This is a genomic window from Blautia sp. HCP3S3_C12 (assembly GCF_052064155.1).
GTDB lineage: Bacteria > Bacillota > Clostridia > Lachnospirales > Lachnospiraceae > Blautia_A.
The window spans coordinates 73,242-93,457 of the sequence record NZ_JBQHWC010000001.1 but is presented as its reverse complement, the minus strand read 5'-3'; the positions used below and the strand labels follow the sequence as shown (position 1 = coordinate 93,457).

The window sequence follows — 20,216 nt, the reverse complement described above, 5'->3', positions numbered from 1 at the left end:
CTTCTATCTGTAATTTAAAGTATCTACGGATTGCTCCGCTATAAAGCAGCCCACAGCTCTATCATTATTAAATGAGCCTGTTCGATTAAAAAAGCCCTCTGCACACATTATGCGTGCAAAGGGCGACATAGATCGCGGTACCACCTTAGTTTATCTCTCATTCCCTTAACGCGGGATACGTGAAAGCCTACCATGGGCGTATATGAACCTTAACACTGTCATACCACTCACTTCAGCCTTCCGGCTCCAAAGCTACCTTCAGCGCTTCTGTTCCCGGGAAACCTTCCAGCTTATAAGCTTCCCTCTCTGTGGGGCATTACCGCCTACTCCTCTTTTTCACAGCCTTTTTCTGGATTCTACTATAATGAAAAAAGGCTTTCTTGTCAAGAATGTTTCTCCGGATTTCACAAATTTATCAGGCATCACTGCTGATCAGGACTTCATTAGCTTTTTTCTTATATCCCCGGCAATGCAGATAATATTTTCCTTTCTGAATGTGCTTAAGTGTTATGCCCGCAAATTAACGTCTTATTTAACGGTTACCTTAACTGTGTTGGAGTATGTGCCTGTTGTGGAGTGGTTACCATTTTCGCCACAGATACTACTGCGCATACGGAAGTAGTAAGTGTTGTTTTTCTTTAATGCTTTCGTAGTATAGCTTCCTTTGGTATCGGAAAGATTAGTTAATCGCTGATAACTTTTATCTTTGGCATTTCGGTAATAGATAACATATTCACATTTTCCATTCTGATAAGCTGCAGGTATTGGTTTCCAGGTGAGTTTTACTTTATGGCCTGATACAGCCTGTGCTTTCAGGGAAGGAGTTTTGGGAGCGGTAAAAGCTATAATCTGGCTTTTGTCATAAGAGGAATAGTAATTCTTACCATTTACTTTATTATAGGCTCGAACAACTATTTTATAACTCTGACCTGCTTCCAGTCCTTTAATAGTTACGGAAGCAGAAGTATTTTTAACGGATATACGCTTAACATTTTTGCCTGTATTGCTGTCCTGAACATAAACAATGTATCCGTCAGGAGACAACTTAACCGGAGTCCAACTGCAAGTAAGAGAATGATCTGCCCTGCCCGTTACCTTTACACCTGTTACTGCAGCAGGATAGAAAACATTTACCTTCTGTATCTTGGACGGAAGACTGTAAGCCTTTGTTTTTCCATCCTTTGCATAGCCACGTACGCTTAAATAATAAGTACCTTTCTTTACGTTTTTAAAACTAACCTTTGTAGTGTTTTGATCCTTAAGGACGTATTTTTTTTCGCTGGGAACAGTTTGGTAAACCTTCGGGGAGAGTCCGTATACCTCGGAATATGCCAAAGATTTCTTAGGATTTATTCCAAGTACATAATTATATGCGTCCGCATATTCATCTCTGTTTTTCAGCGTTACTGTTACAGTTGAACCATTTACTGTAATTCCTTCAACTTCCGGCGGTTTAGGTGTGTTTACTTTGACAGTTACTTTCTTAGGAGGACTCCACAGGGTATATTTTCCATTTTTTTCTTTTCCGCATACCCTGACATAATATTCCCTGTCTCCTTGTACATATGGAAATGTTACAGTTTTGCTTTTATCTTCGAATCTGCGTGTAATTGTTTCCTCTGTTAATACCAGATCTTTCTTAAGCCACATATCCGGTTCATCCGCTTCATATTCCACAGCATAATACAATCCATATTTATATTCCACGACTTCTGAATTTTCTCCGGCAACAGATGCACAGATTGTATTTCCAGATACAGATGGTTCGTTTAAAAAAACTATGGACGGCATTTTCACTGATTTTCCATTACTCCGGAACTTAATCCCCATTGAGTTGGCATAAGCTTCTGCATATGAGCCTGACTCTCCGATAATAGTTATGCTGTCTTCAATTCCCCAAAATGCTGTTGCTGATATTTCCTGTACATTTGAAGGAATATAAAGTTCTTTTAGACTATAACAGTTTTTAAATGCACCGTCTCCAATTGACTCAACACTTGTTCCTATTTCTACTGTTTTTAAGTTTGGACAATTACTGAATTCACTGCACCCTATTCTAAGATATCCATTTCCTGTATGTACATATTCTAGATATTCACAGTCGTCTGCAATATATTTTCCAGCAATATCAGTAATATAATCCGGTATTATAATCTCACGGATCATGGAACTGCGAAATATACAATTTTCGGAATCCCCTATATATTTAAGTGTGTCAGGAAATTCTATTGTCTCAACTTTTTCATCTATTCCATCAAGTCCTATTACAGGTGAACCATATATGCCCTTTTCTATAGAAATGTTCCCTTCCAAAGCCCAGGCAACATAATGACTGCTACTAGCGTCCCAATACGAAACATTATCAATCTCTACCTTTTGAGGACGTTCTTTTCCAATCAATGTAATATTGTTTTTGGCTTGAAGCGCTTTATAAATGTAGGTTCCTTCATAACATTCCACAGTAAGACCATCACAGCCGTCAAAGATATTCTTGCCCACCTCGAAGAATGCCGATTCAACAGATACTTTTTTCAACTTTGTGCAATTTTCAAATGCCTTATCTGCAATCGAGTATACAAATAATTCGTTTACACCGTCACTAACATTTTCTTTCAGAATAAGATTCTCCGGCACATCATCTGTATAACCTACAATCCTACAAGTGTCCCTTCCGGTATCTTTACAATATATCACACCTTCGGACACAAACTGATCAGAAGACAGTTCTGTTTCTGCAAAAGCAGCGGTTTCTGAGGACACATCCGGCATCTCAGAAACAATTTCTGTTCCGTCATCAAAAGCATCCCCTGTTAATTCACCTGCCGGAAACACTTCCATCTGTTCAGCAATTCCGCCGTCTGAAAACTTGTCATTTTCAGATGCATAAACAGGTACCGAAATCACCATTGCAGCAGCAATAGCCGCCACCATAATTTCTTTTAACTTTTTCATAAGAATATTTTACCTCCTGATAGTTCTCTATTTATGTTCCATTTAATCACCACTAATTTGTTTCAAAAAAGATTCTCCACTATCCATAAGGATAGTGGAAGAGTCTTTAATTTTATTCTTTAACTCAAATAAATGTTAAAGTATTCAATAAATGATACATATCCTGACCGGAATCTCCATTAACAAGATGCAAATTACTACACATAGTCATTTTTTTGTCTTTTTATTAATATCCATTGACTCCACTTCATAACTATAATAGTTATCTAATGTAATTGCAATTGCAAAATCCGGTGTCAAGGTTCTTTCAGTAGAACCTTCCATTACTCTTTCAATATCTTCCTTCGCAACATGATATATGATACAATTATTATTCGTTGATTTAGTATTATCATGTACCGGTATAAACATACCATAAAGTTTATGATAATATACATCTTGAAGTGTAATTTTAGTGTTGTCTGCATTAACATCAACAAAAAACGATTCATCTACTGTCATGTTTTCCCCATCATAAACAGCCTTATTAAAGCTAATATCAGAAGTGGATTCACCACGTCTATTCATCAAAATAAACTCCGCTCCCCCTGCATTATTACCATAATAGGCAATTCCATACTGTTTACTCGGTATCCGTAATCGCTTGATTTCATTGCCATCAGTCGTCAAAATTGCCACATAGCCTGGTCCCCCTGAACCAAATGCATAGTAAGCAACATACAAATTATTATCGTCTGGGTTATATGTCATTCCGTTACAATGGTAAAGTCTGGTGCTTTCTATTTCACCAAATGTTGCAATTACATTAGGCACAATGCTTTCTGGTGCTGATGTCTTATGCATTGTTGCATATACATTGCCTTTATCGCATTTCAAGCAATAAGCTACATCATTTGCGTCCATAGCCATACTTTGAACATTTGGGACAGGAACACCATTAACGCTGGTTGACGGAATTGCTACACCATTTTTAACTGAGCCATTAAAGGTAAAATAACCGTTCCCAACCTGATTAAGATCGGCATGCCATTTTCCGAATGTGATTCCCGGCTGATATATAACACGATCTTTCAGACCTGCGTCCGTAAGCCCAAGCACATTGGCATAAACATACATATTATTATTGTATAAAGTAATCCCTTCAAAATTGAACTGTTTATACTTCTTGTTATCCATATCTGCCTGAAAAACAGCATATGGCTGATAAGTTCCTCCTTCTGCGTATGTTGCCGCTTTCACTAACAGAATCCGGTTTTTACAAGAACTGTAATCACTTATATAATGGTTCGTCAGAATAAATAATCCATAGTTCCTGTCATAATAAATTCCATTCGCCTTTGTATATTCTGCAGCTTCATTGGCCACAACTCGGAAATGTATTCCCTGATTTACATTTACATCCAAATCTTCCATTGAACCGATCACTAAATTAAATTCTGACGGATTTTTTTTGTTAAGATATTCCATCAGGATAAATTCATCCGTTCTGTAACTTGCAATTCCCACGTAAGTCTTTGCAAGTCTGACACTTCCCAAAAGAGTACCGTCCACCCCTAATTTAAGCAGATACGGAATATTACTGCTGTCTTTACACGTTAAGTAAAGAATCTGATTTTTGGCTGTCATGCCATAGACAAAATAATCGAGAGTCGCAAAAACAGAAGATGAAGTGATCTTACCTGATTTAAAATCGGTAGATTTTAATATCTTACTCTTGTTATTGCTACTCACTTTAGCGAAATACATAGTATTTCCTATTCTTGCCATAGCAGCAGCATTTGAAAATCCTGAAGATGGATTATCAACTTCTGCTGCAAGTGTTGAGCTACAACTGATACGTAATTCTCTCTCTGATAATGTTCCTGCCATAATTATACCTCCATATATGCGAGCAATGTCCATCCATTGCTTTAAATCTAAATCATCATGGCCATTTCAACTGGTGGTTTAATTTTGCCTTTACAAGGGAGCTCTGTTACTATTTACCCCAAAAGAGGTGTCACAAGTGTACCAGCCCGACTATAAGGCTGTACTTCGCGAGTCCTTTTTTCCTTGCATAATACTCTCTTGCCCAAAACACTTTATTTCCTTATGCCCGATGAAATTTAATATAACACTCTTTAATGATATTGCCGCGTTGATATATGTAGGTCATTCCATATACAAAATAATCAATCACTTTCACGACAACCCTGCTGACTTTTGCAGTACCTGTAAAATCAGCAGCCTTATATACAGTGCTCTTATACACATTCTGAGAGTTTACCCGCTTATGTGTTTTTACCCAATACATAGTATTTCCTACAATTGCCATTGCTGCCGCATTATTATACGCAGATGCATTTTTTTCATCCGGAACCTGCGCACATAGTTTACTTCCACAATTAATTCGTAACTCTTTTTCTGACATTGTACCTGACATTTTGGTTTCCTCCTGAAATATAGATATATTATTTTAGAATTTGCAAATTCTATATCATAAGGAGTATTCCTTATCCGCATCTGTAAACCAAAATGAAAAAAGTCTCCCTGCCCTTTTGCGACTGAGAGACTTTTTTCATTCATGTAACTCTTATTTAATCTGATTGTTCATTTTTCCCCAGCAGATTGTTCTTAATCTCCTTCAGATCACTCTGCACCTGGGTCAGAAGCTGGAACTTTTCTGTGAGTCTTTCGATTACTGTCTGATAATTTTTCTCACGCTCTTCCTGTTTGGCATCACGCTTTTCATTCGATTTCACTATATAAATCAGCAAAAAAACCGCCAACACAGCCCAGATTCCCTGGGATACCGCTGTTTCCATAACCGTTGACTCCATAACTTTCCATTCCTCCCTTCCTCTTTTTTGAATCCCGGGATTCAGTCTATAAGGACAGGAGAATTTTCTGTCTGTCAACTTGGTACCCTTTAAAATCCGATTTATCCAGACCTGCTTCACTTTCTCTCAGTTTTTCTACAATACATATTACTGTTCACTTCATTGGCAAACACTTTTTTCTCTTTTCAGGTTTCTGATTTCATTTCTTTCCACTACTTCCCCTAAAAAGGAGGTAGCACAATGAAATCATTATTACAACTAATCCACGATTACCAAGACGGAGAACCCAATTCCTCTGAAGCCATTCTGAAACGTATGGAACCACTTATCAGAAGTTATTCCTCCAGAATCCATTGTATGGAATACGAGGACGCTTCACAAGAACTATATCTGGCACTGCTGAAATCTCTTCCTTATCTGAATCCCAACTTCTCAGAAGGAGAATGCGTAACATATATGAAAACTGCGGTAGAAAATCGTTATCGCTCCCTTTGTCACTACTATCTTTCTCAACCGCCCAGAGAAAATATATCTGACTACACCGACACCCTAAAATCGCCCGATTTTTTTGATGATACATACACAGATGTTGCTGCATATATCCATTCTTATCCAAAAGAAAGCATGGATTACAAAATCCTCTTCCTATATTTCTACCAAAATAAAACGGACTCTGAAATTGCCAGGATTCTAAGCGTATCTCGTCAGTACATCAATCGCAGAAAAAAGAAACTTCTGCTGCAATATGTTACAGAACATCCGAATTAATAAAACTCTCCGTCACTATTTTGAGACAACAAAAAGAACATTCCCACTCCGGTTATCCCATTCATCAGTGCCGGATTCAACCGTTCTGTTACCAACAAACTTTGCTCATCCTTTAGATATCCTGTCAAACGCACTATTTCTTTTTTATATTCTACATTCAGCTTTCTGTCCGGATATTTCTGCAGATATCTCTGCATGATCAACAGGTTTCCTGCCATTCCATGGCACAAACATATCTTTGAATCTGTTTTCTGGTAAAATAATGCTTGTGCAGCACGTTTAATATCTTTATTCACCTGTTCATCTGCTGGAAGCATATCCACCAGTTTTAACCGTACAAGTAAGATTCCCGGTGCCCCATGACACCAGCCATTCATAATGCGTTCACCGGAAGATTCCCTCATATCCAGCCAGTTTTTCTTCTCCTCTGAATAAAGTGCATCCTCATATGCCAGCAATCTATGAATTTTGTCCAGATAATCCGGTTTCTTTGTTATTTTATAAAGATCAGCATATGCCATAAGAAATCCACTGTTTCCATGAGCCATCCCTGCAAGTGGGACTTCCAGATTCTCAGGTTTCCATCCATACCCAGAACCTGTCTCCTGGCCTTTTGCCCACAGCCCGCTTTCTATATCAACTGCATATTCAAGGTATTTCTCTTCACCTGTTATTTCATAAAGCCTTACAGACACTATAATTGCACCTGCATTTCCGCTTAGAAGATCCATAAATTTATCTTCTGAGAGAAATCTCAGAACCACCTCAAAATGCTTCCTGGCCCAGGAAATCCATTCCTGATTTCCTGTAATCTCATACAGCAACAAATAGCAATATATCACAGAGCTTTCTCCATCATATAACCCGGTACGTCCAATTTTCTCTGCCTTTATTTCTTGATACCGCCTCTCTGTATACTTTTTCATTTTGTTCAGCGTCAATTCATATATTCGGCTGATTTTACAATTGTCTCCCCCATAGATCTGTATATACTTTGCCAGAAATATAGTGATTCCTGCAATTCCATCATAAATATACATTCCACAGGGTTCCAGACTCCAATAACCATTCTCCCAGAAATGCAGGGCGGCCCAGCTGATATCCTCATCCTCGATAACCGCATTTCTAATCAGCCAGTTAACAATCTTTTGAATCTGGACTTCTATTTCTCTTCCCAGTGATATGTCATCTATGGTTTCATGCTTCTGCTCTTTTCCTGGATTTCCAATATATCCTTTATTAAGTAGTCCCATGGACAAACGAATATAATCACACTGTCTCTCCATATCCTCAATGCTTATCTGTTTCATATGCTCTATCCAAGATTCATAGGGTGTACAAGGCAGATAGCCGGTATGTTCCACACCATCCCCATCAAATATGGATGTACTGTGCGCATCAATCTCAAAATAAGGAATATTCAGTTCTAACAAACTTTCGATTTCATAATCCCTGAGTTCCTGCTGAAGCTGAGTTTCTCCATCTTTGTGCATAACCTGAAGCAGTTTCTTACGCTGTTCCCTGCTTTCCATATAATCCGGATGAAAGGATGCAAACAGATACATATAATATTGCTGGGTATGCCGCAGAACTACCCGAGACTTACCATAATAGAATTTCTCCAACATGGCTTTTATTTTCTCATCCTTCATCATTTCCAGATAAGCTGCCCGAAATCCCTGAACCAGATATTCTGTATACTCTGCTGAATTCACCGCCTCTCCATTTAATCTGACAATACACTCCTCCATTTCAAATTCCACCTGCTCATATTCTATATGAATATTTGAGGTTTTATCATCCTTTACCACAGGTACTTTAAAGGGCGTCCGTATTTTCCCGTTCATATTCATGGCACTTATAAGTACTCTGTTGTTTCCTCTGCCCCAGGTGAGAACCGGGAGCATACCTGTTCGCATTACTGAAGTTACAATTTTCTCTCTAAGACTGGTTTCTGCTTTATCTTTCGTACTACTTCTATCAAAATGTGGAATAAATCCGGGATAGGTTTCCATATCTATAATCACAGGATACTCTCCATGAGCAATAATATTCTCTCCATGAAGGTCTGTTGCCCCCAGCGAATATGCCAGAAACAGATGGATTCCCATCCTATAATAATATCGTTTTATCTCCTCCCTTGTTTTGCATGATTCATTTTCAATATTTTCTTCCCAGCCATAATTGGACCGGGATAAATATTTTATTTTTTTATTGTGTATCCCCTTTCTTTCGCATAAATATCCATATATTTTTTGGTACTGTATATTCCTTTCCAGGCAATAAGTTTTATAATATATACTCCCAGAATTCAAATTAACTTTCGAAACACTACCTGTTCCTTTATGCCAGTCACCTTTGCATATTTCAACTTGTTTAATATTTGTGCTTAAAATTGTAAACCAAATTAAATTTATAATCTTTTTATCTTTCTCATAGTTGCTCTTAATTATCTTATTTTCCCACATCAACATACGATATTGAAGTTTATATAGTCTATATAATTCAGGATATTTTTCAAACATTTTTTCATAATATTCTTTATTATAAAGATATTGTGTCTTATAATAGTGTTCTTTTTTTTCACATTTTACTTTAATTCTTCCTTCTTTTTTAGCTATGAAAATATCATAAATATGAATACGGATAAATATCCATTTTGAATAACTATTCATTATATTCTTTAACAGCAAAATACACTGTTCCATGAACCACCCAATGAATACATTCCTTCCGTCTTATCATTTGGTTCATCCATTTTCTCTATTTCTTCTAATTCACTCTCAATGCTTCCAATTACTTGCTTTTCCATCATCTTATCTCTTTATCTTTCTATAATAATCAATACATCAAAAAAACTTTCATCATAACTAAAATGTACGCTTCCATTATATTTTTCAACAATGTGCTTCACGCTCTCTATCCCCCATCCATGCCCAACTGTGTCCATTTTATCCGTCAGAAACTTTTTTCCCTTTTTATTTGGTAATTTGCTATTAGAATTCCACAGCTTGAATATTAGCGTATCATTCACATTCTTCATCGTTAATTCAATTTTTCGCTTCTCTTTACATTTTGAAGCAGCTTCAATCGCATTATTAATCAAATTTTCAAACAGAATAATGAAATCCATATCATCCACAATAATATCCATAACCTCAGCATTTAAGCAAAAATCTATATCTAGTTCATCCATTTTTCTTTTTTCCATTGTAATCGCACGATCAACAATGGAAATACCTGTCCAATAATCTTTTCTCACAAATTTTTCCTTACACCTGCACAACAATTGCTGAATTTCTTCTAAGTCACCACTTTTCAAAGATTCTTCTATAAAATTTATCATATATTTTTCATCATGTACTAAGCAGCGATATTCACGATAATGTTCATTTAGTTGCTGATACTGACTTGCCATCATATTATTTCTTACTTCTAAAAGATTCTTTTCTGTATCAATATTCTTTATATAATAATGAATCGCAATCAACATTAAAACCAGCATTATTGCTATAATAACCATAAAACCAATGATCAATGCCTTTTCTTCTATTATTCCATTGCAAAAATAGAAAAACAAATATAGAATACCACATTCAATAACAGAAACTATCCAAATTATGTTTAGATTCTTTTTTAGTAGCTTTCCCATCCAAACATCAACATTTAGTATTTTCTGCAATACATACATTAAAATGCTGATTATTACAATCCATAGTGCCCCCTGATATGAATTTGTTAAATTAATTCCACTGTATAAATACTCCCTCATTGTTCGATGAGTAAGTAAACCAGCTGTAAGTATATATAATATTTTCATAAATCCTATATTAACTAAATATATAACTTCCCACAAATATGCCTGAAAAAATTTGCAATTATAAAAAGCTAATAAAAAAAATGGCATATATGAATTTCCTGTTAAAAGTTCCATCCCAGACAAATATGAATTCCAATATTGAATAGTAAGAAGAGCAGAAATCAAAAGAAACAACATAATTTCCTTTATCTCAAAATATTTCGCACGATGTCGACTTATAAAATCAGTTTTCATTACAATGCAATCTAAACTTACTACTATAATATAAATTACAATAAAATATTTTATATTAGATTCTATCCCCAAATATCCTTTTAACATTGTATATGTAAATAATACAATAAAGAAGAAAACAATTTTTTCAGCTATTCTATATTTAGAATACTCTTTACGTTTCGGAAACATTTTTCCAAATATCCAGACTCCCACTCCTGTCTCAAGCATAACTGCAATAAAGTACAGCAGTACCATCAACATATATCTATACCCCCCAGTAATTTAATATTGCCTTTCTTACATATTTGAATCTTTCTCTGCCAACTGCAATAATTTCTCCATTCCGTATATATAGGTCACGGTTTTTCATCTTCATCACATGCTTAATATTTGCCAGGTATCCTCTGTCCACAATAATAAAATCTTTTGAATTCAGTTCCTTTTCAATTGTCGACAGGCTTTCCCTGATAGCGGTTTCCCCATTTCTATGTACAAACACAACATTTTTTCCTTCTTTTTTCACATAGAAAATGTCAGAATACGCAATCTTCTCAATTTCACTCCGTTTTTTAATAATATAGTATTTTTCTTCTCTCGCCATAAGTGCCGGAAGCAGAGCATCATAGGTAAGGTATAACCTGTCCTTGAGCTGATCTTTGGGAATATAGCGATAGGTATTTACCTCATAGGCTTCCACAGCATAATTCAGATGATTGGTAATATATATAATAATAGGCTCCGGATACAGCTTCCGGATTTCTCTTGCAACCTCGATTCCATTCTTTCCCGGCATTTCTGCATCCAGAATATACAGGTCAAATTTCTCTTCTTTCAGTCCCAGCAGAAACCACTCTGAACTCTGATACAAGGTTATCTCACACTCTACCTTTTTACTGTGAAAATACTGCCTTGTAATCTGCTCTTCCTTCTCCAGAGCTTCTTCTTCATCATCCAGTATTGCAATTTTTATCATTTCTTTATTATTTCCTCCATAAACGTATAAAATCTGAATCTCTTTACATCATGGAAATAACTCTCTCCATCATTTATAACCAGTTCATATATTTCCGTTCCCGCCTCTGAGGAAATATCTGTTCTATGATATTCATAGATATATCTGCCTGTCTGATGCTCACGTACCTTTCGGATAATATCATCTACCAGTTCTCCGATAGTCATGGGACTGTCTCTGGATGGTTTCCACTTACCGATCATGCTCCGGACCTGTGTCTTATTCAGCCGGATTCTCTTCCCTGCCATAATTCCTCTTGGATAGAAATCAGAAACTGTTTTGTCTGTTTCTCGCAGTATATCACATACCGTCTGATTCTGTCCATCTATTGCGAATCCCATGTTTGTATATGCCTGCATATGCTGCAAAGCCAATGCCAGATATTTTTTGTCCCCGGATTCATGATACCAACACAGAAGATTGTCCAAGCTTCTCTCAATCGTATCTCTGGCTGAAATCCCGTAATTCTGCAATGTCTGCAATGTAAACATCATAATGTAGATATCTTTTATTTCATCAGTATGACTGGTCTGCTCCACATATAGCACTTTTCCCCCCCCCCCTTGTCACACGTCATATTTGATAAGTCGAATGTCATTTATGTCCTTATACATATTTATTCTAATCTGTTACACTCAAGTAAAGAAAGGAACTTTTACAAATGACAAACTCAATTGGAAAAAGAATTGCTGAAGCCCGAGTAAATCAGAATATTACTCAGGAGCAATTGGAAGAATTAAGCGGATTGTCTGTCAGTACCATTAGCCGCATCGAAAATGGAAAATATGCTCCAAATATCGAAACATTACTGAAGTTATCCGAAGTTCTTCATGTAGGACTGGATTATTTCCTGTATGATCTGCTCCCACATAACCATGAAATCCAGTCTCCTGCAATTCAAGATACAGTTCTTCTCATGAATCAGATGAATGAACGCCATACACAATTTCTTCTTGAAGTAATCAAGCTCTACAAGAATATGCTTATAGACTGATTTTATCTCCGTAGTACTTATATGCATCAAATTTTCCCTAAAAAGTGCTTTTTTGTCCTCGAATGGTCAAAAAGCACTTTTTTTCTTTCCCCTGTTTACAATTTTCCGTTATTTTCTTCTTTTAATAATGTTAACAGACAGTTACTGTGCACAGAACCAATTGTAACTTCAAACATTATATCAGATTTGCTTTTTCAGGCAAATATCTATGGAGGAAATACTATGTCAAAAACAGAACAGGCAATTGCCTGGGCTATTAACATTGCTCAGGGCTCATCTCATGGATATGATCAGCAATGGCGCTGGGGACCAGATTATGACTGTTCTTCCCTGATCATTTCTGCCTGGCAACAGGCCGGAGTTCCTGTCAGGGACAAAGGTGCCACTTACACCGGTAATATGAAACAGGCATTTCAAAGTTGCGGCTTTATAGATGTCACCGCTCAGATTAATCTCTATACCGGAAAGGGTTTAAAACGGGGAGACGTTATCATAAATCTTACGCATCATGCAATTATGTATATTGGCAACGGACAAATCGTTGCCGCACGTATCAATGAAAATGGGCAAGTTTCCGGTGGAATAACCGGAGACCAGACTGGCATGGAAATCATGATACAGAATTATTATTTCTATAAACACGGCTGGGACTGCATTCTTCGCTATTCTGAAGAAAACATTTTGGGCATTTCCCTCCCCATTACAAAGAAAAGAGAGTCTGTCACTCAGAATACACGTATCAAAATTCTGCAAAATGCGCTGAACCTGGATTATAATGCCAATCTACATGTAGATGGAATATTTGGTTCTATGACCAGTCAGGCACTGGGAACGCATTATATAACAGTCGGAGAAATCCAATATATGGTAACTGCTGCTGAAATTTTGCTTTTTCTTCATAATTATGATCCTCAAGGTATTGAATATCCTGGCATTTTCGGTGAGGGTCTGCTCTCAGCATTAAGAAAATTTCAAAAAGCCCAGCATTTAACCGTAACCGATATTTGTGACCGTGCAACATTCCTCAAACTTATTTTTTGATTTTAGTTTACAAATATCAGAAATCAGACTCTTTATCAGATGTAGCCAATTAAAATAACAAATTTCAAAGGAGGAAATAATTATGGCAACAAAATTAGCAAAAATTCATTTTCTTGCAACTATGGGAGATACCTCTTCCGAAAAAAAGCATCTGGGTTCCAATGCTATCCTTATCCAGGATTACAAAGATGGTAATTACGTTTATGGAATGGTAGATGTAGGATTTTATAATCCGGGGAACGCCTCAGATGAACACTATGACAGCAAACTGCTTGTCAACTATCTGAAATCTCAGAAAATCAACACCCTGGAGTTTATCCTGATCACCCATTTCCACGGAGATCATTTCGGCAATCTGCGTTACCTGCTTAGAAACTACAAAGAAGCCGGAATCACAATTAAAAATGTAATCCTTCCAATGAACCGTGCCAAAGCTGAAAAACTGAAAAACAAATTAAACACTGACGATTATAACAATCTGGTGAATTACTCCGGAAAAAAATCCCGTCCTGAAGTAATTGAAGATGACATTGCTTACTATCGTAAAAATTTCTATTCAGGAATTAAGCTTTATTACTTCGGCGTAAATCCTACTGCCGATATCCGCAAGGTCTGCAACATTGGTGAAGGTACTTTTACTTTTTATAATACCAATGGTGAAAGCACTCAGTACAAAGAACTTCCTGCAGGTGCATCTGTATATCCGAACAGTTGGGATGGCACTGTAGATAAATTCTCAATCGTAACTGTATACGAATTTCAGGGACGTAAGTTGCTGATTCCAGCTGACATCTATGAATTATCAGAAAAGATTCTGAAGGATCGCTTGGCAGGTGATTATGACATTATCCAGATGAGCCACCACGGATCTTCTCATGGAAGCTGTCAGGAATTTATTGACGCCATTGTTCCAACTAATAAGGAATGTGCTGTAATCCAGTTAAGATCTGACAATGGTGGAACAGGTGCTATTCAGCGTTATGAAGCTCTGAATAACATTGCAGGTCATGGATTTGTCCGCGTCTACGGCACTCATCAGAATTTCGAACAGGAATGGGGAAATTCCGAACCGAGCAACCGCGGCAGTATTGTAGTAACAATCAAAGATGGAGAAATCTCCTATCATTCCCGTCGTCTTTACAGCGACAATACTTACAAGCAGAAGCTTCTGCACGCTACGGAAGCCAATAATATTACTATTTAAAGATACTGTGTCTAATGTATCATCCTTTTTTCAGTCAGGGAACTGTCCGTTGGAGGACAGTTCCCTACCGTTAGAACCAATTTTACATTCTCCAAATCTAATTATTATATACTTGTAACACAATGTTAATATATTTTCCAATTATTATTGAATATACTTTATCATTGTGTTATTATAATACTATCAATTTGGTGTCCGATAAAAGGCTTTTCCCAATGACATCATCATTATGAATTAGAGGAGGATATTTTCATGAAGAGAAAGTTATTTCTGATGACTGTGACAGCTGCGGCTCTTGTTTGTTCGGCTTCTGTCGGTACTTATGCTTCTGATGAGTTCGCTGCCCCGTCTGTTGCTTCTGCTGAGGATTTTTCTGCTCCGGCAGATGCTGATACTGTAGAATTTGATGCCCCTGAGATTGCAGATTCTGATTTTGCCCAGGATTCTGCTGCTGCAGATGCTGTGGCTCCCGCTGCCCAGGATGTGCCTATTGATGCCACCCATTTCCCAAATGAGCAGTTTCGCACCTATCTCTCCCAGCCTGAGAGAGACCTGAATAAGGATGGAATTCTCCAGGCATCTGAGATCAAGGCGATTAAGACTGTCAAATCCGATCTGAAGGGGATTGATATGGAGGGGTTCCAGTATCTTACCTCTGTGGAGGATCTCACACTCTCCCTTGTTTATGATAAATCCAATCCCTCCAGAGCCCTGGATTTCTCATCCTTACCGGAGCTGAAGAGCCTTACGGTTTCTGTTGACAACGGATATGATTACTCTTCCGGTCTGGGCCTGGATCTGTCTGCCAACAATAAGCTGGACACACTGTCTGTTTCCTGTCTGACAGGTGCTATTAAGCTTCCGTCAGACTGCAACATCACAAAATACTCCATGTTATGTGATTATGACTATGATTATGCTGCCAGACCTGAGCACACAGCTCTGATCAATGCCTTATATGGCATGCCCAAGCTGAATACTCTCAGCATTACATATTTCAAGGATCTGGAGGGCATTGATTTCTCCCGTCTGCCAGAGCTTCAGCAGCTCAATATCCAGGGCTATGCCAGTGATGACGGGGAGACAGACTCCACAACCATCAGTTCCCTGGATCTTTCCAAATGTGCAAAGCTTAAGATCCTGGATATCCGGAATGCATATTTCACAAAGAACCTTGGAAGCTCCCTGAATATAAATGGCTGCACTTCCCTTGACACACTCTATATCAAGGATTCCAAAAATCTGGGAACTGATGCTGCCAATCCCTTTATCAGCCTTGGCAATACTTCCCCAAGCCATGTAGACATGGATCCTTCTTATGTCGATGTGGAGATACAGCACGGCGGATATCTGGACCTGGAAAAAGCCGGCTGGGATCCGGCGCTTATCACAAATGTGGAAAAGGGTGTACTGGTTGGTTCCCGTCTCTACATTGATCCTTCAGAGGGACACTCCGGGGAGGCTGTTGTTTCCTATTATATGAATGATCAGAAAACTGTTATCGGCCAGGTTCATGTAAGTGCTGACAATCTCTACAGTCCTCAGGCTGTAACAGGACTTACGGTTACCAAGCGCACTACCGGCTCACTGACCTGCAAGTGGAACCAGGCCACAGATACCTATGACGGATATGCCCTGTATGTCCAGGACAGCAACAATAACAACAAGACTATCCAGAAGATCATGGTAAAGAAGGGTACTACCTCTGTAAAGGTAACCGGTTTGAAAGCCGGCCGCCGTTATCACCTGATCATCCGTTCCTATCGAAAGACAAAGGATGGAAATTATTATTCTCCATATTATAACTCCAGCCTGAGTACTGCTGACAGCTATGCCACACCAAAGACCCCCGTACTGAAGGCTACTGCTTTATCCAAAGGCAGAATCCAGTTAAAATGGACCGGTTATCCTACCAACTACAAAAATGGATATTCCAGATATGTGATTGAGTACAAAACCAGTGCCAAGGGTGCCTATAAACGCCTGAAAGTATCCGAAGATCCCAATGGAAGCTATACCCTGAAATCCCTGAAAAAGGGAAAAACCTACTACTTCCGTATCCGCAGTTATGTAAAGGATACCAACAGCTATGTCAAAGCTTACAGTTCTTATTCAAAGGTATTGAAAATTAAAGCAAAATAATATAAAATAGCCATACTAGCAATCAGAAACTGTCCGTTTGCGGGCAGTTTCTTACTGTCTGCAACCCACAGACCTTATGAGATCAGGTTCCCTTAACCCTGGATCCTGACTCCTTCAACCAATTCAGATAAAGTGTGATAACATTGCAGAATAATACAAATATCCAAGAAAATAACAATCATAAACAACTTCATGAAGCTCCTGTTTCACAGAAACCAACTGACAGAGGGGGGACGCTTTGCAGGCAGCTTCTGTCTGTCTTTCATCTTCTTCTCTTCCTTGCTATTTCCGGCCTGATGGTCTATACAGAAGGCGGACCCAGTGCCTTTCTCTCCCTGGGAAAAAGAAAACTGGTTATGGCAGCTTTGGCAGGCGTAATTTTTTTCATTCTGCTGACAGCCGGAGACCGCCTCAGTACCTTTTTGCACAGGACCGGTATCTGCAGATGTCTGGAACTGCTGTTGCTGTTGGGTACTCCCCTGGCCATGTTTGCAGTGGTGCAGATCATTGTGCAGCTTACAGAGCGAAAATCCACTGCCTCCATCTCCTATCTTCGCATTATCAAATACGCAGTCTTTGATATGCCTGTGGGAGATTTTCTGAGAAACCTGGTCATCTATTATTTCATCCTGGTACTTCTGATCCTGCTGATCAGGAAAATAAACATTGCCTGTATGGTCTACTGCCTCCTTATGGTTCTTCTGGTGCTGGTGAATTATTATGTAACAGAGTTCCGGGGACAGGCCTTTCTTCTGCTGGATGCCATGGGAATGAGCACTGCCGCTGATGTAGCAGGAAATTACAGACTGGATATTCCCATCTATCTGGGGATCACGCTGCTATTTACCGTAGATTTCAGTATGCTCCAGCTGCATTTCCAGAGACTTCGTATTCCTCACAGATTGCAGAAAAAAAGCCTTCATATTCTAAGCCAGCTGGTCGTGCTTGCTGTTTTTGCCCTGAGTTCCCTGTATGCAGTGGTAAATGCAGCCAATGTTTCCTTCTGGAATACCAACCGTTCTTATCGTAACAACGGATATCTGTGCGCTCTTGTCAGTCAGGTCCGTTACATACACCCTGAGAAACCGGCCGGATACTCTGTCGGCAAAGTACAGGAGATCGGAGAACAGGTTTCAGATTCTACCCAGAGTAATGTTACAGTTCCTCAGAATATTATTATGATCATGAATGAAAGTCTGACAGACTTTGAAAGCATAGGCCAGGTAAAGACAGACAGTGAAATCCTTCCTTTTCTCCACAGTCTCAACAGAAATGTAAAGAAGGGTCAACTCCATGTACCTACCTTTGGAGGGGGAACTGCCCGTACAGAATATGAGGCTCTTACAGGAAACAGTATGTATTTTCTGCCTGCCGGAAGTGTTCCCTATCAGCTGTTTGTACATGATCCGGAATCCGGTATGGCCCAGATCCTGAAAGCCCAGGGCTACACTACCATAGCCGTGCATCCCAACAATGCTTCCAACTGGAACCGTACAAATGTATATGCGGATATGGATTTTGACCAGTTCATAAGCACAGAGAACTGGGGGAATGACAGCTTTGACAAAATCCGGAATTTTGCCAGCGATGAAACCACCTATGATAAGCTGATCAAGCTGTTTGAGCGTAAGCAGTCCGGCGAAAAGCTTTTTACATTCTGTGTGACCATGCAGAATCACGGAGGCTATGGTACTGAGACTCTGAATGGTTATCAGCCAGATGTGAAGCTTCACTACAACCGTGAATATCCACTCGCAGAGACTTATCTGTCTCTTGCCAGAGAATCTGACAGAGCTTTCCAGAAGCTTCTGTCCTATTTTGAAAAGGTGGACGAGCCTACCATGATCATTATGTTCGGTGATCACTGGCCAAAGATCGAGAATGGATTTACAGCCAGCGTGCTGGAAAAAAAGCGCTCCGAGCTCAGCCTGGACGGCACCCAGAAAACTTACACCACCCCCTATGTGATCTGGACCAATTATCCCTCAGAAACAGTGGAGCAGGACATGAGTTCTAATTACCTGGGAAGCTACGTGCTCTCCCTGGCCGGAGTAAAGCTCACTCCCTATAATCGTTTCCTGCTGGATCTGAAGGACGAGCTGCCGATCATCGGGATCGGTGCTGTATGTGATACAGAGGGTACCTGGTATTCCCAGAACAATTTACCAGAAAAATTTCAGAATCTGGTAAATGAATATCACATTCTGGAATATAACAATCAGTTTGATCAAAAGCATAAAATCACAGATTACTTCTCTATTGAGTACAAAAAAGACCGCAATGAATGCGGTCTTTTTTGTAAAAAGGGATTTTTATCTGCTATATTATTTACAGAGCTTTTTAAACTCATCAGCTACGAACTGAACTTTCGTGCCGATTACAACCTGAACAGAATTTTTACCAGGTCTGATTACACCGGCAACACCGGCTGATTTGATTTTCTTTTCATCAACAGCTGTGTAATCTTTGATTTCCAGACGGAGTCTTGTAATGCAGTTATCAATAGATGCAACGTTTTCTTTTCCGCCAATACCTTCTAAGATAATATAAGCGCTTAATCTCCCACAATAATGCATTCTGGGGTTCAATTCCCTGACTCACTCTTTCAATTGCAAAATTAATATGATCCGTCAGCGTCACATAAATGCTCTGATTCAGTTTTAATTTCAGATGATCCTTTGCATGAGAGATGATCTCGTCTGAAATCCTCACTCGTTCCAACGGCATATTGGCCAGCAGCTCCTTGAACTGTTCCGTCAGTGTCCGGCTTTTAATGCGAAAGATTTTACTGATCTGGTCAGCAGGAACCACTTCTCCCTGTTTCTTTTTAAAACCGATTCCACGTCCCATCACAATTACTTCTGCACCGGATTTCTCATATGCCGAGATAATATTGTTATTGATCACTTTTTCAATTATAATATGATCCATGTCTTTCCTTTTCCAAACCATATGTCGCCTGACAGCGACACAACCAGTACATCGTTTCGTAAATAACTATACCAGTTCCCCTATTATTAAAAAAACCAGAATTTATAGACTGATTGCCTCAGCCATAGATTCTGGTTTTGCCTGCCAAACAGTAACAATCCGTGTGTTTTCAATTGATGAGATCATTATAACAAAGTTACAAAAATACGTCAACCCACTTTTTTATTTTGTTAAAAATCGCTATTGTATTTCCGTTCTTCTTTGCGTTTTATCTGATATTTTCACATTTTATCCTGTATTTTTGTATTTCTTCTTTT

16 protein-coding genes, 1 pseudogene and 1 other annotated feature are annotated in these 20,216 nt (G+C 38.6%); of the genes and pseudogenes, 6 read left to right on the top strand and 11 right to left on the bottom strand.

The features are described 5' to 3' along the window. Positions 1-115: 115 nt before the first annotated feature. Positions 116-349, bottom strand: a binding site (T-box leader). A 179-nt stretch (positions 350-528) separates the two neighbouring features. The 4 genes from ACTNDS_RS00365 to ACTNDS_RS00350 form a co-directional block, all read right to left on the bottom strand. Further along, positions 529-2,952 (bottom strand): leucine-rich repeat protein, encoded by a 2,424-nt coding sequence (locus ACTNDS_RS00365; RefSeq protein WP_441032434.1) that lies wholly within the window; start codon positions 2,950-2,952, stop codon positions 529-531. Positions 2,953-3,159: 207 nt separating this feature from the next. Next, the gene (locus ACTNDS_RS00360) at positions 3,160-4,821 is read right to left on the bottom strand and encodes a hypothetical protein (RefSeq protein WP_441032431.1); all 1,662 of its coding nucleotides are present in this window, start codon (positions 4,819-4,821) and stop codon (positions 3,160-3,162) included. Positions 4,822-5,041: 220 nt separating this feature from the next. Beyond that, positions 5,042-5,374 (bottom strand): hypothetical protein, encoded by a 333-nt coding sequence (locus tag ACTNDS_RS00355; protein ID WP_441032428.1) that lies wholly within the window; start codon positions 5,372-5,374, stop codon positions 5,042-5,044. Between the two features lie 154 nt (positions 5,375-5,528). Beyond that, a complete protein-coding gene (locus ACTNDS_RS00350) occupies positions 5,529-5,771 on the bottom strand; it encodes a BhlA/UviB family holin-like peptide (protein ID WP_441032425.1) in 243 nt (80 codons plus the stop codon). A gap of 240 nt (positions 5,772-6,011) precedes the next feature. Between ACTNDS_RS00350 and ACTNDS_RS00345 the strand changes: the two genes are divergently transcribed. After that, positions 6,012-6,539, top strand: coding sequence for a sigma-70 family RNA polymerase sigma factor (locus ACTNDS_RS00345; protein ID WP_441032422.1), 528 nt, complete (start codon positions 6,012-6,014; stop codon positions 6,537-6,539). Here the strand turns inward: ACTNDS_RS00345 and lanM are convergent. The 5 genes from lanM to ACTNDS_RS00320 are packed head-to-tail and all read right to left on the bottom strand — an operon-like array spanning position 6,536 to position 12,126. Next, the gene (gene lanM, locus ACTNDS_RS00340; RefSeq protein WP_441032418.1) at positions 6,536-9,214 is read right to left on the bottom strand and encodes a type 2 lanthipeptide synthetase LanM; all 2,679 of its coding nucleotides are present in this window, start codon (positions 9,212-9,214) and stop codon (positions 6,536-6,538) included. The two genes, ACTNDS_RS00345 and lanM, sit on opposite strands and share 4 nt — an antisense overlap. 8 nt (positions 9,215-9,222) lie before the next feature. Further along, the gene (locus tag ACTNDS_RS00335; protein WP_441032416.1) at positions 9,223-9,354 is read right to left on the bottom strand and encodes a hypothetical protein; all 132 of its coding nucleotides are present in this window, start codon (positions 9,352-9,354) and stop codon (positions 9,223-9,225) included. 9 nt (positions 9,355-9,363) lie between these two features. Then, entirely contained in the window at positions 9,364-10,836 is a 1,473-nt protein-coding gene (locus tag ACTNDS_RS00330) for a GHKL domain-containing protein (protein ID WP_441032413.1), read from the bottom strand. 4 nt (positions 10,837-10,840) lie between these two features. After that, positions 10,841-11,548, bottom strand: coding sequence for a LytR/AlgR family response regulator transcription factor (locus ACTNDS_RS00325; protein ID WP_441032410.1), 708 nt, complete (start codon positions 11,546-11,548; stop codon positions 10,841-10,843). After that, the gene (locus ACTNDS_RS00320) at positions 11,545-12,126 is read right to left on the bottom strand and encodes a hypothetical protein (RefSeq protein WP_441032407.1); all 582 of its coding nucleotides are present in this window, start codon (positions 12,124-12,126) and stop codon (positions 11,545-11,547) included. The genes ACTNDS_RS00325 and ACTNDS_RS00320 overlap by 4 nt, the downstream gene beginning before the upstream one ends. A gap of 122 nt (positions 12,127-12,248) precedes the next feature. Here ACTNDS_RS00320 and ACTNDS_RS00315 point away from each other — a divergent pair, with 122 nt between their 5' ends. The 5 genes from ACTNDS_RS00315 (at position 12,249) to ACTNDS_RS00295 (ending at position 19,400) form a co-directional block, all read left to right on the top strand. Next, complete coding sequence (locus ACTNDS_RS00315) at positions 12,249-12,581, top strand: helix-turn-helix domain-containing protein (protein WP_441032405.1); 333 nt, start codon at positions 12,249-12,251, stop codon at positions 12,579-12,581. A gap of 222 nt (positions 12,582-12,803) precedes the next feature. Further along, positions 12,804-13,622 (top strand): C40 family peptidase, encoded by an 819-nt coding sequence (locus ACTNDS_RS00310; RefSeq protein WP_441032402.1) that lies wholly within the window; start codon positions 12,804-12,806, stop codon positions 13,620-13,622. An 82-nt stretch (positions 13,623-13,704) separates the two neighbouring features. Then, positions 13,705-14,826, top strand: coding sequence for a ComEC/Rec2 family competence protein (locus ACTNDS_RS00305; protein ID WP_441032398.1), 1,122 nt, complete (start codon positions 13,705-13,707; stop codon positions 14,824-14,826). A gap of 252 nt (positions 14,827-15,078) precedes the next feature. Further along, positions 15,079-16,968 (top strand): fibronectin type III domain-containing protein, encoded by a 1,890-nt coding sequence (locus ACTNDS_RS00300; RefSeq protein WP_441032395.1) that lies wholly within the window; start codon positions 15,079-15,081, stop codon positions 16,966-16,968. 143 nt (positions 16,969-17,111) lie between these two features. Then, positions 17,112-19,400, top strand: coding sequence for an LTA synthase family protein (locus ACTNDS_RS00295; protein WP_441032392.1), 2,289 nt, complete (start codon positions 17,112-17,114; stop codon positions 19,398-19,400). On the opposite strand, the pseudogene ACTNDS_RS00290 reads toward ACTNDS_RS00295, so the two are convergent. Both ACTNDS_RS00290 and ACTNDS_RS00285 read right to left on the bottom strand, forming a co-directional pair. Beyond that, positions 19,293-19,520: pseudogene (locus ACTNDS_RS00290) on the bottom strand (PTS transporter subunit EIIB); the annotation flags it as partial. The gene ACTNDS_RS00295 and the pseudogene ACTNDS_RS00290 overlap by 108 nt on opposite strands. Continuing rightward, entirely contained in the window at positions 19,468-19,899 is a 432-nt protein-coding gene (locus ACTNDS_RS00285; protein WP_441032389.1) for a CAT RNA binding domain-containing protein, read from the bottom strand. The gene ACTNDS_RS00285 and the pseudogene ACTNDS_RS00290, both read right to left, overlap by 53 nt. Between the last annotated feature and the right edge of the window lie 317 nt (positions 19,900-20,216).

Excerpts from the sequence above, each read along its gene's own strand:
- ACTNDS_RS00315 (WP_441032405.1), top strand. The coding sequence starts at position 12,249 with ATGACAAACTCAATTGGAAAAAGAATTGCTGAAGCCCGAGTAAATCAG.
- ACTNDS_RS00345 (WP_441032422.1), top strand. The coding sequence starts at position 6,012 with ATGAAATCATTATTACAACTAATCCACGATTACCAAGACGGAGAACCC.
- ACTNDS_RS00305 (WP_441032398.1), top strand. The coding sequence starts at position 13,705 with ATGGCAACAAAATTAGCAAAAATTCATTTTCTTGCAACTATGGGAGAT.
- ACTNDS_RS00300 (WP_441032395.1), top strand. The coding sequence starts at position 15,079 with ATGAAGAGAAAGTTATTTCTGATGACTGTGACAGCTGCGGCTCTTGTT.
- ACTNDS_RS00360 (WP_441032431.1), bottom strand. The coding sequence starts at position 4,821 with ATGGCAGGAACATTATCAGAGAGAGAATTACGTATCAGTTGTAGCTCA.
- ACTNDS_RS00335 (WP_441032416.1), bottom strand. The coding sequence starts at position 9,354 with ATGATGGAAAAGCAAGTAATTGGAAGCATTGAGAGTGAATTAGAAGAA.
- lanM (WP_441032418.1), bottom strand. The coding sequence starts at position 9,214 with ATGAATAGTTATTCAAAATGGATATTTATCCGTATTCATATTTATGAT.
- ACTNDS_RS00285 (WP_441032389.1), bottom strand. The coding sequence starts at position 19,899 with ATGGATCATATTATAATTGAAAAAGTGATCAATAACAATATTATCTCG.
- ACTNDS_RS00330 (WP_441032413.1), bottom strand. The coding sequence starts at position 10,836 with ATGTTGATGGTACTGCTGTACTTTATTGCAGTTATGCTTGAGACAGGA.
- ACTNDS_RS00365 (WP_441032434.1), bottom strand. The coding sequence starts at position 2,952 with ATGAAAAAGTTAAAAGAAATTATGGTGGCGGCTATTGCTGCTGCAATG.
- ACTNDS_RS00355 (WP_441032428.1), bottom strand. The coding sequence starts at position 5,374 with ATGTCAGGTACAATGTCAGAAAAAGAGTTACGAATTAATTGTGGAAGT.
- ACTNDS_RS00325 (WP_441032410.1), bottom strand. The coding sequence starts at position 11,548 with ATGATAAAAATTGCAATACTGGATGATGAAGAAGAAGCTCTGGAGAAG.
- ACTNDS_RS00310 (WP_441032402.1), top strand. The coding sequence starts at position 12,804 with ATGTCAAAAACAGAACAGGCAATTGCCTGGGCTATTAACATTGCTCAG.
- ACTNDS_RS00350 (WP_441032425.1), bottom strand. The coding sequence starts at position 5,771 with ATGGAGTCAACGGTTATGGAAACAGCGGTATCCCAGGGAATCTGGGCT.